Genomic DNA, 13934 nt, shown 5'->3' with positions numbered 1-13934 from the left:
ACATGCGTGCAGCGCGGCGCACCAGCGAAGGCAGCGCACTCGCATGGCGAGCAAGCTGCAGGCTGTTTGAAACGGGCGCTAAATGCGCTCCAGCTTGGCGATGCTGAGGTCGAGCACCTTCATGCCGACATTGCCGAAGTTGATCTGGGCGCGCGCACTCGGACCGCTGCCTTCGATATTCACGATCACGCCTTCGCCGAACTTGGCATGCTGGACTGATTCGCCGATGCGCCAGCCGCTGCCGGCCGACTTGTGCGCAATCTTCTGCGCGATGGCATTATCGGAACCCAGTACCGGCGCCGCATCCCACGCCGACTTGGGCGAGGCAAACCAGTGCGACTGCACCTTGGCCGACAGCCATTTCAGCGATTCTTCCGGCAGCTCGTCGAAGAAGCGCGACTTCATGTTGTAGCGCGTCTGGCCGTGCAGCATGCGGGTCTGGGCGAAGCACATATACAGGCGCTGGCGGGCGCGCGTAATCGCCACATACATCAGGCGGCGCTCCTCTTCCACCCCGTCGTGCTCGCGCGAGCTGCTCTCGTGCGGGAACAGGCCCTCTTCCAGCCCCGTGATGAAGACGTTGTTGAACTCCAGCCCTTTGGCCGAGTGCACCGTCATCATCTGCACGGCATCCTGCCCCACCGTGGCCTGATTGTCGCCCGCTTCCAGCGAAGCATGCGACAGGAAGGCCGACAGCGGCGACATTACCGCTGGCAGCGGCGCGTCGGCGTCGAGGATTTCGAAGCCATCCTGATTGAGTACGGCAGCGCCGCTCTGTGCCTGCGCTGCCGGTCCCAGATGGGCCGGTGCGCCCTGCCCGTAGCCCTCTTCGGACACGAACTGGGTGGCGGCACTGACCATCTGCTCCAGATTTTCGATACGGTCGGCGCCTTCTTTTTCCGTCTGGTAGTGGGTCAGCAGGCCGCTGTGTTCCAGCACCACGCGCACCAGTTCCGGCAAGGCCATCTGCTGGGTTTCGAAGCGCGCGCCTTCGATCAGGCGCACAAAACCGGCCAGCGAGGAACCCGCTTTACCCGCCACATGGGGCACGGCCGCATACAGCGAAATGCCTTGCTGGTCAGCCGCCGCCTGCAGCGCTTCGATGCTGCGCAGGCCGATGCCGCGGGTGGGGAAGTTCACCACGCGCAGGAAGGCCGAATCGTTATGCGGGTTGTCCATCAGCTGCAGATAGGCGATGGCGTGCTTGACCTCGGCCCGCTGGAAGTAGCGCAGGCCGCCATACACGTGATACGGTATGCCGGCCGAGAACAGCGCATGCTCGATCACGCGCGACTGCGCATTGGAGCGGTACAGCACGGCGATCTCGCGCCGCTCGGCGCCGTCCGCGATCAGGTTTTTGGTCTCTTCCACGATCCACTGCGCTTCGGCCAGATCGGAGCTGGCTTCGTACACGCGCACGGGTTCGCCCTGCCCGGCATCGGTGCGCAAATTCTTGCCGAGCCGTTTGCTGTTATTCGAAATCAGCTGGTTGGCGGCATCAAGGATGTGGCCGTGCGAGCGGTAGTTCTGCTCCAGCTTGATCAGATTCCTGACCTGGAACTCGCGCTCGAAAGCGCTCATATTGCCCACATTGGCGCCGCGGAAGGCATAGATGCTCTGATCGTCGTCGCCCACGGCAAACAGTGCGCTGCCATGCTGGCCCGGTACGCCGGCCAGCAGCTTGAGCCACTTGTATTGCAGGTCATTGGTATCCTGGAACTCGTCCACCAATATGTGGCGGAAGCGCTGCTGGTAATGTTCGCGCAAAGGCTGGTTACGGCTCAGCAGCTCGTAACTGCGCAGCAGCAGTTCGGCAAAATCCACCACGCCTTCGCGCTGGCACTGCTCGTCGTACAGCTGGTACAGCTCGACTTTTTTGCGCTCATCGGCGTTATAGGCTTCGATCTTGTCGGCACGCAGGCCCTGATCCTTGGCGCCGTTGATGAAGTACATGACTTCCTTGGGCGGGAACTTTTCGTCATCGATGTTGTGCGCCTTGATCAGGCGCTTGATGGCCGACAGCTGGTCCTGCGTGTCCAGAATCTGGAAGGTCTGCGGCAGCGCTGCATCGCGGTGATGGGTGCGCAGCAGACGGTTACACAGCCCGTGGAAAGTGCCTATCCACATGCCGCGCGTATTGATCGGCAACATGGCGGAGAGACGGGTCAGCATTTCCTTGGCGGCCTTGTTGGTAAAGGTCACGGCCAGTATGCCCGAGGGCGACACCTGCCCTGTCTGGATCAGCCAGGCGATGCGGGTGGTCAGCACACGGGTTTTACCGGAGCCGGCCCCCGCCAGAATCAGGGCACTTTGCGGTGGCAGCGTGACCGCTGCCAGCTGCTCGTCATTGAGATTGTGTAAAAGATTTTGCATGCCGTGATTATACCGGCACTGGCTCCTCAGGCCGGATCGGCAGTGCTAACGGGCTGCGCTTTGCCGTTCTTTTTCGCTTCGCGGATCAGCTCGCGCATGACCCGTTCGGCGGCGCGGCTGGCCTGTGCCTGTTCGCGTCCCAGTTCGCCCATCTGCTGGCCCAGTGCGGCCATGGGTTTGCTGGCTTCGGCCATGCGCGCCTGCAGGCCCTGCATGGATTGCTGCAGCGCCTGTTCCTGCGCCTGCACATGCTGCTGCGCCTGCTGCCGGGCCAGTTGCTCGATCTGCTGCTGCAAGGGCTGCATTGCGCGCTGCAGCTCGGCCTGACGCTGGTGGAACTGCTGCAGCTGCTCGGCCGTAGGCTGCTCGCCCAGCTTGCGTGCGGCCTGCTCGATGCGCCGCGCAATCGCTTCCTGCTGGCGTGCCAGCGCGTCGATCTTGCGCTGCTGCTCGGCCGACGGGGCGGCAAACTGGCGTTCCAGATCGCGCCCCATAGCGTCCATCTGCTTGCCGATGGCATCCATGGACTGACCCTGCTGTTCCATTTTCTTGCCCTGCTCTTCCATACGGGCGCCCAGGCTTTCCACCGGTGCCCACGCGGCATGGGCCTGTGCCAGCATGGCGGCATCCTGGATCACATAGCCTTTTTTACCATCGCGGAACCAGATGAAATCACCTTTGAGGCGGCTGCGGGCAGCATCGATTTGGGCGCGGTCCAGACTGGTAGTGCGGGTAACCATGGTGCGCTTGTCGTCGTGGACCAGTGCAAATGCAGCACCCCGGCTCAGGCCCGGTTCCGCCGCGTCGGCTGGTGGAGCTGGTGGAGCTGGCGGGGCCGGCAGGGCCGGCAGCGCAGCCGCTGGTGCAGGCGGGGCCGGAGGTGCGGGCCGTGCGGCTAATGCTGGCAATGCGGCTGGTGCGGGCGGTACCGGTAGCGCAGCAAGTGGCGGCACAGCAGGCAGTGCAGGCAATGGACGCGATGCGCCCGTATCTGCCGTGGCGTGGGCATACAGCATGACGCCGGCGGCAAACAGGCCTAACAGGGGCAAGGCCAGTTTGCGGCTGGCTGGTTCAGAATGGGGGCGCACCAGGCGCTGAATACGAGACATGAGATTTCCTCCGTGAGCCGCATGGGCTAGTTGGGTACTGTCGAACTGGAACTGGTCCAGCTGCGCCAGAGCTTGTGCCAGCTTTTGCGGCTGGCCGAGCATGTCCACGGCAAGATCGTCGGCGATTTGTTCTCGCTCTATGCGTATCCTGCGTGACAAGGCCCAAACACTAGGGTGATAGAACAGCAATATCTCGATCGCGCTTTGCAGCAGGTTGACCAGATAATCGTGACGGCGGATATGCGCCAGTTCGTGGGCCAGCAGCGCTTCCAGCAGATCGGGCGGCATGCCGCTGATCAGGCTGGCCGGCACCAGTATGATGGGACGCCAGCAACCGGCGGTGATGGGGCTGTCGATGCCCCCGGCCACGCCCAGACGGACATCGCGGCGAATTTCAAAGCGGCTGGCCAGCAGTGCCATGCGGCGCTGCCAGTAATGGTTGATGGTGTAGGCGCTGCGCTGCGTGCGGGCGGCCACCCATTGCAGGCCTAGCATCAGGCGCAAGGTCATCAGCACGCCGCCAGCCAGCCACAGGCCGACTATCCATGGCAGCTGCTGGCGCAGCACGCGCTCGCTGTCGCGCCGCAGCGCACTGCCGAACTGGCTCAGGACATGCACAGCCGGGCCGCGAAGGCTGCCAGCATCGGCAGCGGGTGCGCTGCTGGCCATGGCGTCCTGACCGGCGTCCTGACCGGCCCCCTGCCAGCTGGCATACAGACCGGTCGTCAGCAATGCAGTCTGGCTGTCGCTGCGACCGTCATCGCGCAAGGCGCCGATCACGCTGGCCAGCGGCAGCAGCAGGCAGAGCAGCATGGCGCCACAGGCCACGGCATAACGGGTTTGCGGACGGGCGCGGCGCAGTAACTGCATGGCCAGCGCCACGCTGCAGCCGATCAGCACGCCCTGCCAGACAAAGTTGAGCAGGGCCCACCCCAGCGCCGCGACCAGCGCATCGAGCAGATTATGCATGGCGGCCTGCCTGCGGCGTGAAGTTGAATTGGCGTAGTAAAGACATGCTGCGCTCCCGATGTGTAGATGTAGAATAAATTATCTAGATGACGATGTCTAGAACTTTTTATCTACATCGGGAGCGCAGAGGCGGGGCGGCGGGTGCGCCCGCCTAGCGGCTTAGTACAGCACGACGGAACGGATGGACTCGCCGCTCTTCATCAGGTCGAAACCTTCGTTGATGCGTTCGAGCGGCAGACGATGGGTAATCAGGTCGTCGATATTGAGCTTGCCTTCCATGTACCAGTCGACGATCTTCGGCACATCGGTACGGCCACGGGCACCGCCGAAGGCCGAGCCCTTCCACACGCGGCCCGTCACCAGCTGGAACGGACGGGTGGAGATTTCCTGCCCCGCTGCCGCCACGCCGATGATGATGGACTGGCCCCAGCCCTTGTGGCAGCACTCGAGCGACTGGCGCATGGTGGTGGTATTGCCTATGCATTCGAAGCTGTAGTCGGCGCCGCCATCGGTGAGCTGGATAATCGCATCGACCACGTTGTCCACTTCATTCGGATTGATGAAGTGGGTCATGCCGAATTTGCGCGCCATCTCCTGACGGGCCGGATTGATATCGACCCCGATGATCTTGTCGGCACCCACCATGCGCGCCGCCTGGATCACGTTCAGGCCTATGCCGCCCAGACCGAACACCACCACATTGGCGCCCGCTTCCACCTTGGCCGTGAACAGCACGGCGCCCACGCCCGTCGTAACGCCGCAACCGATGTAGCAGACCTTGTCGAACGGTGCATCGCTGCGGATCCTGGCCAGCGCGATCTCCGGCACCACGATGTAGTTGGAGAAGGTCGAGGTGCCCATGTAGTGGTAGATAGGCTTGCCGTCCAGCGAGAAGCGGCTGGTGGCATCCGGCATCAGCCCGCGGCCCTGGGTGGAGCGGATAGACTGGCACAGATTGGTTTTCTGCGACAGGCAGAATTTGCACTGGCGGCATTCCGGCGTGTACAGCGGAATCACGTGGTCATCTTTTTTCAGCGACTTCACGCCGGGACCGACATCGACCACCACGCCCGCGCCTTCGTGGCCGAGGATGGCCGGGAAGATGCCTTCGGGATCAGCGCCGGACAGGGTGTAGTAATCCGTGTGGCATATGCCGGTGGCTTTGATTTCGACCAGAACTTCGCCCTCGCGCGGGCCGCCCAGTTCTACTTCTTCTATCGTCAGCGGTTTGCCCGCCTGCCATGCTACGGCTGCTTTGGTTTTCATGGAACTTTCCTCTGGCTGGTGTGTGCAGGTCGTGCGGCGGCTAGGCGCCGCACAGGTACGACATCATACCAGCGCAGAGTTTTCCTTGCCGGGCGTGGCCGCGCCGCGCAGCACCGCTGCGCTAACGAGCAATTCGCTGATGGCGTGCCACAGCTGGCGCGGCGTGCTCCATGGTTTGGCCAGATAGGACAGGCCGCGGGCACCGGCGATGGTGTGCGGCGCGCGCGCCGAATATAGCAGCAGCGGCGCTACGCCGTGATACTGGCGGACCAGCGCCAGCAGATCGGGCGGCGCGGCCGGGGTGGCTTCGGATTCGGATTCGGCTTCGGATTCGGATTCGGCTTCGGCTTTAGCATCGTTGTCGGGCACGGCAGGATCGAGCACTACCAGCGCAAACGCGTTCTGCTGCAGCTGGGCCAGCGCCGCGGCGGCGCTGCTGGCCACGCACACCTGATTTTCCGGTACCAGCAAGGCGGTCAGCACCAGCACCGCATCGGCATCGGCATCGATCAGCAATACGCGCGGCACCTCGGCGGCGATACCGAGTTCCGGCTGTTCCAGTAACGACCATCCAATCTCGGCCGCCTGTTGATCGGACATATATCGGCTCATTTCTGTGTCTCCGCAAGCAATACGGGTGGCACTGCATAGCACAGGGCAAACGCGGCCATGCAGAAGTCGGCGGAGTTGGGCCGGACGCTGGAGGTGTCCCCGCAGGGCAGAGGCGGTGACGGCACGTTGGGGGGAGACTAGCGGGATATGGCTAAACTAGCCCGTCGCACAATGTTGCCAGCAGGTATATCACCCTGCTAACCAACAGTCTACCCCAGAGATAGTTGCAAATTAAGTAAAACAGCGAAAAAAAGTCCGCCGGCGTTTACTTTTTCAGACGCTGGTTGAATGCCGCATGCAAAGCGTTCAGGGTTTCTTCCGCGCTCAGCAACTGATCGGCCACTTCGTTGACTTTGCGGCGATTCGAGCGGGCGTGGTCGCGCAGCACTTCGAACGCCGTATTGCGGTCAGTCTGGAATTTGCACATCAGCAGGCCTACCGCCAGACTGGTTTCGCGCCCCGAGGCCAGCGCCGCGTTGAGGTTCAGTTCAGTGCGGCGCAGCTGGCGGATTTCGTCGGCACGGGCCAGACCGGCAGCAAACGCCGGCATCAGGTGCTTTTCATCCACCGGCTTGACGAGGAAGCCCACCGCGCCATAGGCAGCCGCCTGTTTGCCGGCATCGGCATCGCCGCGGCCGGACAGGAACATAAAGGGCACCGAGGAGCTCGCATGCAGCTGCTTGGCCAGTTCCAGTCCATTCATGCCGGGCATGTGGATGTCGAGCAGGGCGAGATCGGGCTCGCGCTGGCTGATCAACTGTAGCGCCTGCTCTGCCGAGAGCGCCTTCAGCACGTCGTAACCGGCATGGCCGAGTACTTCGCCGAGGAAATCAAGCAGCAGCTGGTCGTCATCGACGATCAGTATCAGACGTTTGGCGCTGGAGGAACCATTCATGAGCAACAACCTTGGAGTAAAGCTAAGAACCTATTATAAGGCCGAAAACTTCACCTACTGTAAGGCTTTCGTGCGACTTTCCGCCTCACCCCAGTTTTTTTTGCAGCTTTGATGCGCGTTTAAACAACAGCGGTGCTGCCGAATAGCTGCAGAAATTCTGCTACCGCCCGGCGCACCGCCGGCTCGCCTGCTGCCAGCTGGGCCGCATCGGGCGTCGCATCGTCGGCGGCCGGTCCGGCCGCCAGATAGATGCTGCTGATGGCTGCCGCCATGTGCGCGCCGCGCGCCACCAGCGGCGCGGCCAGCGCCGGCGTCATGCCGCCTATCACCACCTGGGGCAGATGGATCTGCTGGCGCGCTTGATCCAGTATGGCCGCTGCCGTGGTCACCGCATACTGCTTGACGCGCGATGGATAGAAGCCGCCGAAGGCCACATAGCTGGCACCGTTGGCCTGCGCGGCCAGCGCCAGTGCCATATCGCCGTAGCAGGAAGCGCCAATGATGGCCGCCGGCCCCAGCTGGGCGCGCACGGCTGCCAGCGCGGCATCGCTGGCGCCCAGATGCACGCCGTCGGCCTGCACCTGCAAGGCCAGGTCGACAAAATCGTTGACGATGAACGGCACGTCATACTGCCGGCACAGGCGGCGCAAAGCCGTGGCCTGTTCCAGCCGCAGTGCGGGGCTGGCGTGCTTGTGGCGGTATTGCAGCAGCGCGATGCCGGGCTGGCGGCCCTGCGCCGCCCGCAATGCCTGCTCGGTCACGGTCAGCAGGCGTTCAGTGTGGTCCCAGTTGGGGGTGACCAGATACAGACCTTGCATGGTAGTAGCTTGACTTTCAATGAAAAAGTAACGGTAAAGAGACGAAGTGAAACGGGAGCCTAAACGCTATCGTTTCAGAAGTAAGTGCTGCGCGCAGGGATGCGCTGGCCGCTGCCGATCGCATAGGCCCCGCTCAGCGCCGCGTGGCAGTACGCCTGCGCCGCGTCGAGCGCCAGCGCCAGCGGCACCTGCATGGCCAACTGACCCGCCAGCGCCGACGCCAGTGTGCAGCCGCTGCCATGAAAGCCGCCTGCCAGCCGCAGCCAGCGCCACTCGCGCAGCGCGTCCGGCTGCGCCTGCGGGCCAAACCAGCGGTTGAGCACCACCTCGCCATCGCTATGGCCGCCTGTTAGCAGCACATGCTGGCAGCCTTGTTGGTGCAGGCGCTGCATCTGGGCCGCCACGCTGGACTGGCCCGTCAGCGCCTGCGCTTCCGGCTCGTTGGGGGTCAGTACGGTGGCCAGCGGCAGCAATGGCGCCAGCGCCTGCACGGCATCGTCGCGCGACAGCAGATCGCCATGGCCGCTGGCCAGCACCGGATCGAGCACCACCGCCAGCTGCGGCTGATCGCGCCGCAGCTGCACGATCAGCTCGGCGATGGCTTGCGCATTTTCCGCGCTGCCGGTAATGCCGATCTTGACGGCGCTGATGGCAAATTTGGCGATCAGTGCCTGCGCCTGCTGGCGCAGCAGCTCGGCAGCGACGGGATGCACGCTACGCACGCGATCGTTGTCCTGCACCGTCAGCGCAGTCACCACCGTCAGCGCATGGGCGCCCTGCCCTGCAATGGCTTGCAGATCGGCGCTCAGGCCGGCGCCGCCCGACGGATCGAAGCCGGCAAACACCAGCACGCACGGGCGGCGCGAGTCCAGCCGCGGGCTCGGTCTTGGACTTGGGCTCATGCTTCCGCTCGGGTTCATGCCAGCCGGCCGGCCATCGGCGAGGATGGCGAGGCGGCGAACTTGCGGGCGATGCGTCCGGCCAGATAGGCTTCGCGGCCTGCCTGCACACCCAGCTTCATGGCGCGCGCCATACGCACCGGGTCCTGTGCACCGGCGATGGCGGTGTTCATCAGTACGCCGTCGCAGCCCAGTTCCATGGCGATGGCAGCATCGGAAGCCGTGCCGACACCGGCATCGACCAGCACGGGAACTTTGGCCTGCTCGATGATCAGCGACAGATTCCACGGATTCAAAATGCCCATGCCGGAACCGATCAGCGACGCCAGCGGCATCACCGCGACGCAGCCTATATCTTCCAGCATGCGCGCCTGGATCGGATCGTCGCTGCAATACACCATCACATCGAAACCATCCTTCACCAGCGCTGCGGCGGCGACCAGCGTTTCCGGCATGTTCGGGAACAGGGTCTTCTCGTCGCCCAGCACCTCCAGTTTGACCAGCTTGTGGCCATTGAGCAGTTCGCGCGCCATCTGCAGCGTGTAGATGGCATCCTTGGCGTTGTAGCAGCCCGCCGTATTGGGCAGGATGGTGTACTGCGACGGCGGCAGCACGTCGAGCAGGCTGGGAGCTTTCGGGTCCTGGCCGATATTGACGCGGCGGATAGCCACGGTGATGATTTCCGCTTCGGCGGCATCGGTCGCTTCGCGCGTTTGCTGCAGGTCGCGGTATTTGCCGCTGCCCACCAGCAGGCGCGACTGGTAGCTCTTGCCGGCGATGGTCAGCAGGTCCTGTGCGGCCGATGCGGCGGCCACGCCTTCGTTACGATGAATACTGTTCATGAGTTTTCCTTGGTCCGTTAGCAGATACAACTGTGGGAAGGGCGTCAGGCGTCATGGCCTAGCCGCCGCCGATAGCGCGCACGATCTCGACCTTGTCGTGCGCCTGCAGCTGGTGCTGCGGCCACTGCTGGCGCGGCACCACGCTGCGGTTGACGGCCAGCGCCAGCGCCTGTCCCGTCAGCGCCAGCGCGGCGATCAGCTCGGCCAGCGTGTGCTGCAGCGGCACCTGATAGGGCTCGCCATTGAGTTCGATATCGATCATGAGTGCCTCACAGCTTGTGATACAGCTGGGCGCCATCGCGGATGAATTCCACCGCCTTCTCCTGCATGCCCTGCTGCAGCGCGGCGCCATCGCTGACGCCCTGCGCTGCCGCGAAGTCGCGCACTTCCTGGGTGATTTTCATCGAGCAAAAATGCGGCCCGCACATCGAGCAGAAGTGCGCCACCTTGGCCGAATCCTTGGGCAGCGTCTCGTCGTGGAACTCGCGCGCCTTGTCCGGATCGAGGCCCAGATTGAACTGATCGTCCCAGCGGAATTCGAAGCGCGCCTTGGACAGGGCGTTGTCGCGGATCTGCGCGCCGGGATGGCCCTTGGCCAGATCGGCAGCGTGGGCGGCGATCTTGTAGGTGATGATGCCATCCTTGACGTCATTCTTGTCAGGCAGGCCCAGATGCTCTTTCGGCGTGACATAGCACAGCATGGCCGTGCCGTACCAGCCGATCTGCGCCGCGCCTATGCCGGACGTGATGTGGTCGTAGCCGGGTGCGATGTCGGTGGTCAAAGGGCCCAGCGTGTAGAACGGCGCTTCGTGGCACTGCTCCAGTTGCAGGTCCATGTTCTCTTTGATCAGCTGCATCGGTACGTGACCGGGACCTTCGATCATCACCTGCACATCGTGCTTCCAGGCGATCTGGGTCAGTTCGCCCAGCGTTTTCAGTTCGCCCAGCTGGGCTTCGTCGTTGGCGTCGTAGATCGAGCCGGGACGCAAACCGTCGCCGAGCGAGAAGGCGACGTCATAGGCTTTCATGATCTGGCAGATTTCTTCGAAGTGCTCGTACAGGAAGGATTCCTTGTGGTGAGCCAGACACCATTTGGCCATGATGGAACCGCCGCGCGAGACGATGCCGGTCAGGCGCTTGGCCGTCAGCGGCACATAGCGCAGCAGCACGCCGGCGTGGATGGTGAAGTAGTCCACGCCCTGCTCGGCCTGCTCGATCAGGGTGTCGCGGAAGATTTCCCAGCTCAGGTCTTCGGCCTTGCCGTTGACCTTTTCCAGCGCCTGATAGATAGGCACGGTACCGATAGGCACCGGGCTGTTGCGGATGATCCATTCGCGGGTTTCGTGGATGTGCTTACCGGTGGACAGGTCCATCACGTTATCGCCGCCCCAGCGGATAGCCCAGGTCATTTTTTCCACTTCCTCGCCGATCGACGAGGTCACCGCCGAGTTGCCGATGTTGGCGTTGATCTTGACGAGGAAATTGCGGCCGATGATCATCGGTTCCACTTCCGGGTGGTTGATATTGGCAGGAATGATGGCGCGGCCACGGGCGATTTCTTCACGCACGAATTCCGCCGTGATCTCGGCCGGGATGCTGGCGCCGAAAGACTGGCCGCGGTGCTGGCGGCCCATTAAATCAGCCAGACGCTGGCCATTGGGACCGGAATTTTTCAGCTGTTCCAGATACTCCTTGCGGCGCAGGTTTTCGCGGATCGCGACGAATTCCATTTCCGGCGTGATGATGCCCTGACGGGCGTAGTGCATCTGCGTGACGTTCTTGCCGGCGCGGGCACGGCGCGGCTGGCGGTGCAGATTGAAGCGCAACTCGGCCAGCGCCGGATCGGCCAGCCGCGCCTTGCCGTAATCGGAAGTCGGGCCGTCCAGTTCTTCCGTATCGTCGCGCTCCAGTATCCATGGCAGGCGCGGCGTGGCCGCCAGACCGGAGCGGATATCGATCACGGCAGCGGGGTCGGTATAGGGGCCGGAGGTGTCGTAGACATACACGGGCGGATTGGCTTCGAAGCCGAAGGAGGCAGGCGTGTCGGCCTGGCTGATTTCGCGCATGGGTACGCGGATGTCGGGACGGCTGCCCTGGACGTAGACTTTGCGCGAATTGGGTAAAGGCTGGATGGCTGCACTATCCACCGTGGCGGTGGCAGACAGGAATTTGGCGTTGGCGTTGGCGTTCATTTGGCTCCTTGGTTGGCTACAGGAGCCAGCAAAGGAGGTAGGATGGGGCTGCCACTAGCCGCGCAGGTGTTACGGCGTTGCGTAACGGGCGGTGTAACGGCGCTGTCCTTAGCTTCCCTTCGCTGGCATTATCCAGATCAGGTTCGGAGGGTATTTCTCACCCGCGCATCACAGCGATGCACAGGACCCCTAGCGTTTGCCACCTTGCGGCAGCGCGCCGATTATACGCCGCGTTTTAACATGCCGACAATAGCTGATTCGATAGCTGGCAATTGCGCTAGCTGAATGCCACATCTTCTATACGGTAACGATACTTGCGCCGCTCGGGCAAGTTCCAGCCTTCGCCTTGGCTGCAATCCCGCTGTACGTCCGGGGCCGGCGACGGAAATAGCGCCGCAAACGCCAGCTTGGTCTGTTCGCTCGCCTGCAAGGCAGTCACGACAGCGCTCATCACTTCAGCCGAGTTGCTTGCAACGGGCGCCGGAACAGGCAGCGCAGAAGTGACGCGCTCTAGTTCCTGTGCAAGCTGTGCACGCAGGCGCTGAGCGCGAATATAGAATTTATCCTGCGGGCGGCGTACATAGATATCGTTCCAGGCATTGCGCCTGCCGCGGCCCGCCCAGTGGGCCAGCCGGTTGGGAGTAACCGCTCTGCCTTGAAAGATAATTTCCTCACCATGGACGCGGGCATACTGCGATTCGCCATAGGTGCGGGTGCAGAGCAAGGTGCCTTCCGGCAAAAACACGGTTTTCCACTGGTAGCCGCGCACGCTGGCCGGATCGTTATCGATCCTTAGCTTGAGTTGCTCGCCCAGCCACATTTCTAGCGCGGCATTCAGCGCCTGCTGCAGATCGGGTGCGCCACCGCGCCTTGCCAGATGGTCTGTTAGCCGCTCCAGCAGCCGGCGCTCGATAGGGATGGTCTCGCTCGCGTCCATGTTCTATTTCCTCCTATTTTTCCTTCTATTTCCTTCTGCTTTCCTATTTTTAGACCTGCCCACGGCTGCAGAGTTCAAAAATAGGAAAAATAGAAGAAAATAGAAGCAGGACTGAAGGAAAATAGAACGTTTGAGATAACGAGTGCGCGGGGAGGTGAATACCCCACGCACGACGCTCCCCTGCGGGACAGAATTAATCCTTGAAGACAGGCGTGGTCTTGCTCATGCCGGCCATCATGGCCGCTTGCAGATCGGCCGACATCAGCATGGCCGCATTCCACGTGGCGATGTAATTCAGGCCATCGGCCACGCTGTGGTCACGCGCATAGGTGATCATTTCCTTGACGCCACGCACGGCCAGCGGCGCCTTGGCAGCGATCTCGGCAGCAATAGCCCGCACGCCCTCGCGCAGCGCTTCCGGCGTTTCGAACACGCGGTTCACCAAGTGGATTTCCCTGGCCTCGGCCGCATCGACCTTGCGCGCCGTATACGCGAGCTCGCGTGCCATACCCTCGCCGATCAGCTTGGGCAGGCGTTGCAGCGTCCCCACATCGGCAGTCATGCCGATATCGATTTCCTTGATGCTGAACCATGCATCCGCCGAGCAATAGCGCATATCGGCACAGCAGATCAGATCGATACCGCCGCCCACGCAAGCGCCATGCACGGCAGCCAGCACCGGCTTGCGGCAGCGCTCCAGACTGGTCAGACTATCCTGCAGATCGAGAATGATACGGCGCAGCGATTCGCGCATGCGACCATCGCAGTCGTTCTGGATCTGGCTGCCCAGCCCCATCATCATCTGCAAGTCTATGCCCGCAGTAAAGCCGCGCCCCTCGCCTTCGAGCACGATGGCGCGGGCTTCCGGCAAGCCATCGAGGAACTGGAATGCGCTACGTAATTCATTCCACATAGCAAGATTCATCGCATTCAGCTTGTCAGGACGGTTCAGGCGCACGATGGCGACAGCCCCCTCCAGGCTGACGGATAAAGTTTCAAAAGCCGGGATAGATTCAGACATG

Annotated in this window: 12 protein-coding genes and 1 riboswitch; all 12 genes read right to left on the bottom strand. The window is 62.7% G+C overall.

Annotated elements, in window-relative coordinates; translation table 11 throughout:
- Window positions 1–78: 78 nt before the first annotated feature.
- The gene (locus GTP27_RS06105; protein WP_161038298.1) at window positions 79–2373 is read right to left on the bottom strand and encodes a UvrD-helicase domain-containing protein; all 2295 of its coding nucleotides are present in this window, start codon (window positions 2371–2373) and stop codon (window positions 79–81) included.
- Between the two features lie 26 nt (window positions 2374–2399).
- Window positions 2400–4451: a M56 family metallopeptidase gene (locus GTP27_RS06100; protein WP_161038297.1), complete on the bottom strand. Its 2052-nt coding sequence runs from the start codon at window positions 4449–4451 to the stop codon at window positions 2400–2402.
- Window positions 4452–4610: 159 nt separating this feature from the next.
- Window positions 4611–5717, bottom strand: coding sequence for an S-(hydroxymethyl)glutathione dehydrogenase/class III alcohol dehydrogenase (locus tag GTP27_RS06095; RefSeq protein WP_161038296.1), 1107 nt, complete (start codon window positions 5715–5717; stop codon window positions 4611–4613).
- Between the two features lie 63 nt (window positions 5718–5780).
- A complete protein-coding gene (locus tag GTP27_RS06090; RefSeq protein ID WP_161038295.1) occupies window positions 5781–6317 on the bottom strand; it encodes a response regulator in 537 nt (178 codons plus the stop codon).
- A gap of 277 nt (window positions 6318–6594) precedes the next feature.
- Window positions 6595–7224 carry an ANTAR domain-containing response regulator gene (locus GTP27_RS06085; protein ID WP_155434267.1) on the bottom strand — a complete coding sequence of 210 codons (630 nt, stop codon included), beginning with the start codon at window positions 7222–7224 and terminating at the stop codon, window positions 6595–6597.
- Window positions 7225–7343: 119 nt separating this feature from the next.
- Window positions 7344–8042, bottom strand: coding sequence for a thiamine phosphate synthase (gene thiE, locus GTP27_RS06080; protein ID WP_161038294.1), 699 nt, complete (start codon window positions 8040–8042; stop codon window positions 7344–7346).
- A gap of 74 nt (window positions 8043–8116) precedes the next feature.
- Complete coding sequence (gene thiD / locus GTP27_RS06075; RefSeq protein ID WP_161038293.1) at window positions 8117–8944, bottom strand: bifunctional hydroxymethylpyrimidine kinase/phosphomethylpyrimidine kinase; 828 nt, start codon at window positions 8942–8944, stop codon at window positions 8117–8119.
- A gap of 14 nt (window positions 8945–8958) precedes the next feature.
- Window positions 8959–9783 carry a thiazole synthase gene (locus GTP27_RS06070; RefSeq protein WP_161038292.1) on the bottom strand — a complete coding sequence of 275 codons (825 nt, stop codon included), beginning with the start codon at window positions 9781–9783 and terminating at the stop codon, window positions 8959–8961.
- Between the two features lie 58 nt (window positions 9784–9841).
- On the bottom strand, window positions 9842–10045 hold the full coding sequence (thiS, locus tag GTP27_RS06065; protein WP_161038291.1) for a sulfur carrier protein ThiS: 204 nt from the start codon (window positions 10043–10045) through the stop codon (window positions 9842–9844).
- Window positions 10046–10052: 7 nt separating this feature from the next.
- Entirely contained in the window at window positions 10053–11975 is a 1923-nt protein-coding gene (gene thiC / locus GTP27_RS06060; RefSeq protein WP_161038290.1) for a phosphomethylpyrimidine synthase ThiC, read from the bottom strand.
- Between the two features lie 97 nt (window positions 11976–12072).
- Window positions 12073–12176, bottom strand: a riboswitch (TPP riboswitch).
- Window positions 12177–12252: 76 nt separating this feature from the next.
- Window positions 12253–12912 (bottom strand): hypothetical protein, encoded by a 660-nt coding sequence (locus GTP27_RS06055; protein ID WP_161038289.1) that lies wholly within the window; start codon window positions 12910–12912, stop codon window positions 12253–12255.
- 193 nt (window positions 12913–13105) lie between these two features.
- Window positions 13106–13933 (bottom strand): crotonase/enoyl-CoA hydratase family protein, encoded by an 828-nt coding sequence (locus GTP27_RS06050; protein WP_202416583.1) that lies wholly within the window; start codon window positions 13931–13933, stop codon window positions 13106–13108.
- Window position 13934 lies beyond the last annotated feature (1 nt).

Origin of the sequence: Duganella qianjiadongensis, from assembly GCF_009857915.1 — a bacterium.
GTDB classification, from domain to species: domain Bacteria; phylum Pseudomonadota; class Gammaproteobacteria; order Burkholderiales; family Burkholderiaceae_D; genus Rugamonas; species Rugamonas qianjiadongensis.
The sequence above is the reverse complement of the archived record's forward strand: the minus strand, read 5'-3'. Positions and strand labels throughout refer to the sequence as shown.

What these genes read in the sequence shown, in the direction of transcription:
- GTP27_RS06105 (WP_161038298.1), bottom strand. Translation starts at nt 2,373, where the DNA reads ATGCAAAATCTTTTACACAATCTCAATGACGAGCAGCTGGCAGCGGTC.
- GTP27_RS06100 (WP_161038297.1), bottom strand. Translation starts at nt 4,451, where the DNA reads ATGCATAATCTGCTCGATGCGCTGGTCGCGGCGCTGGGGTGGGCCCTG.
- GTP27_RS06095 (WP_161038296.1), bottom strand. Translation starts at nt 5,717, where the DNA reads ATGAAAACCAAAGCAGCCGTAGCATGGCAGGCGGGCAAACCGCTGACG.
- GTP27_RS06090 (WP_161038295.1), bottom strand. Translation starts at nt 6,317, where the DNA reads ATGTCCGATCAACAGGCGGCCGAGATTGGATGGTCGTTACTGGAACAG.
- GTP27_RS06085 (WP_155434267.1), bottom strand. Translation starts at nt 7,224, where the DNA reads ATGAATGGTTCCTCCAGCGCCAAACGTCTGATACTGATCGTCGATGAC.
- thiE (WP_161038294.1), bottom strand. Translation starts at nt 8,042, where the DNA reads ATGCAAGGTCTGTATCTGGTCACCCCCAACTGGGACCACACTGAACGC.
- thiD (WP_161038293.1), bottom strand. Translation starts at nt 8,944, where the DNA reads ATGAGCCCAAGTCCAAGACCGAGCCCGCGGCTGGACTCGCGCCGCCCG.
- GTP27_RS06070 (WP_161038292.1), bottom strand. Translation starts at nt 9,783, where the DNA reads ATGAACAGTATTCATCGTAACGAAGGCGTGGCCGCCGCATCGGCCGCA.
- thiS (WP_161038291.1), bottom strand. Translation starts at nt 10,045, where the DNA reads ATGATCGATATCGAACTCAATGGCGAGCCCTATCAGGTGCCGCTGCAG.
- thiC (WP_161038290.1), bottom strand. Translation starts at nt 11,975, where the DNA reads ATGAACGCCAACGCCAACGCCAAATTCCTGTCTGCCACCGCCACGGTG.
- GTP27_RS06055 (WP_161038289.1), bottom strand. Translation starts at nt 12,912, where the DNA reads ATGGACGCGAGCGAGACCATCCCTATCGAGCGCCGGCTGCTGGAGCGG.
- GTP27_RS06050 (WP_202416583.1), bottom strand. Translation starts at nt 13,933, where the DNA reads ATGTCTGAATCTATCCCGGCTTTTGAAACTTTATCCGTCAGCCTGGAG.